This window comes from Streptomyces tricolor, assembly GCF_002155905.1.
Classification (GTDB): Bacteria; Actinomycetota; Actinomycetes; order Streptomycetales; family Streptomycetaceae; genus Streptomyces; species Streptomyces tricolor.
Genome location: NZ_MUMF01000714.1, coordinates 1 through 1763 on the forward strand (window position 1 = coordinate 1; position 1763 = coordinate 1763).

At 72.8% G+C, this 1763-nt stretch carries 1 protein-coding gene; it reads right to left on the reverse strand.

The annotated features are described in order from the left end of the window. Positions 1-760 precede the first annotated feature (760 nt). Positions 761-1762 (reverse strand): LLM class F420-dependent oxidoreductase, encoded by a 1002-nt coding sequence (locus tag CCN44_RS38000; RefSeq protein WP_244204034.1) that lies wholly within the window; start codon positions 1760-1762, stop codon positions 761-763. Between the last annotated feature and the right edge of the window lies 1 nt (position 1763).

Genomic DNA, 1763 nt, shown 5'->3' on the forward strand with positions numbered 1-1763 from the left:
GGTGGGAGACGAGCCGCGCGCGTCAGGGGAGGGCAGCCGCACGGGCGTCGGAAAGAGCCGCGCGGGTCACGGAAGAACGGGTCCCGGAGGCCGGTGGGAAGAAGAGCCGCGCGCGTCAGGGGAGGGCAGTCGCACGGGCGTCGGAAAGAGCCACGCGGGTCACGGAAGACCAGCCACGGAGATCGGTGAGACACGAGCCGCGCGCGTCCGGGAAGGACAGCCGCACGGGCGTCGGAAAAAGCCACACGGGTCACGGAAGACCAGCCACGGAGATCGGTGAAAGACGAGCCGCGCGCGTCTGGGAAGGACAGCCGCACGGGCGTCGGAAAAAGCCACGCGGGTCACGGAAGACCAGCCACGGAGATCGGTGAGACACGAGCCGCGCGCGTCCGGGGAGGACAGTCGCGCGGGCGTCGGAGAGGGGCCGCGCGGGTCGTGGGAAGGACGGGTCCCGGAGGTCGGTGGGAGGAAGAGCCGCGCGGGCAGGGGGAGAACTGTCGTGCGGGCCTCTGCCGGCACCCCGGTCAGCCCGCTGTCGAGCAGGCCGAGCAGCCGCTCGTCGTGCACCGGCAGCAGTCCGCCACCGCCGACGGCGAAGTCCTCGGCCCAGGCGGCGGCAGCGGCGTGGGGGGGGGAGTCGGGGGATGTCGGCGGAAGATGGGCCTCCGGGTCGTAACCGGGCGGCCGTGGGCGCGTTGTTTCCTGTGACGGCCGTGGCGGGGAAGACCCCCGAGCCCCCACCACGGCCGTGGAAGTCCCCTTACGCGAGGCCGGCGCGCTCCAGGGCCTCGGTACCGGCCCGCAGGGAGGCGATCCGCTCCTCCAGCGTGAAGCCGGCCGGGGCCAGGCTGAGGGTGGTGACCCCGGCGGCGGCGTAGGCCTTCATCCGGTCGGCGATCCGGTCGACGGAGCCCAGCAGGGTCGTCCGGTCGATGAGGTCCTGCGGGATCGCGGCGGCGGCGCCCTGCTTGTCCCCGGACAGGTACTTCCGCTGGATCTCGGCGGCCTCCTTCTCGTACCCCATGCGCTGCGCGAGCTGGTTGTAGAAGTTCTGCTTGGCGCTGCCCATGCCGCCGACGTACAGCGCGGTGTAGGGGCGGAACGTGTCGGCGAGCCGGGCCACGTCCTTGTCGTCGCCGAGGGCGATCGGCAGCGTCGGGCACACGTCGAACCCGTCGAGCGTCAGCCCCGCCTTCTCCCGGCCGGCGCGCAGGTACTTGATCGTGGTCTCCTCCAGGTGCTCGGCGGAGGGGAAGATGAGCAGCGCGCCGTCGGCGATCTCGCCGGTCTGCTCCAGGTTCTTGGGGCCGATCGCGGCGATGTAGAGCGGGATGTGCTCGCGCTGCGGGTGCACGGTCAGCTTGATCGGCTTGCCGGGGCCGCCGGGCAGCGGCAGGGTCCAGTGCTCGCCCTCGTACGTGAGCCGCTCCCGGGTCATCGCCCGGCGGACGATCTCCACGTACTCGCGGGTACGGGCCAGCGGCTTGTCGAACTTGACGCCGTACCAGCCCTCGGAGACCTGCGGGCCCGAGACGCCGAGGCCGAGCCGGAACCGGCCGCCGGAGAGCGAGTCGAGCGTGGCCGCGGTCATCGCGGTCATCGCGGGCTGACGGGCGGGGATCTGGAAGATGGCCGAGCCGACGTCGATGCGCTCGGTCTGCGCGGCGACCCAGCTGAGCACGGTGGCCGCGTCGGAGCCGTAGGCCTCGGCGGCCCAGCACACGGCGTAGCCCAGCCGGTCGGCCTCCTGGGCCACGGCCAGG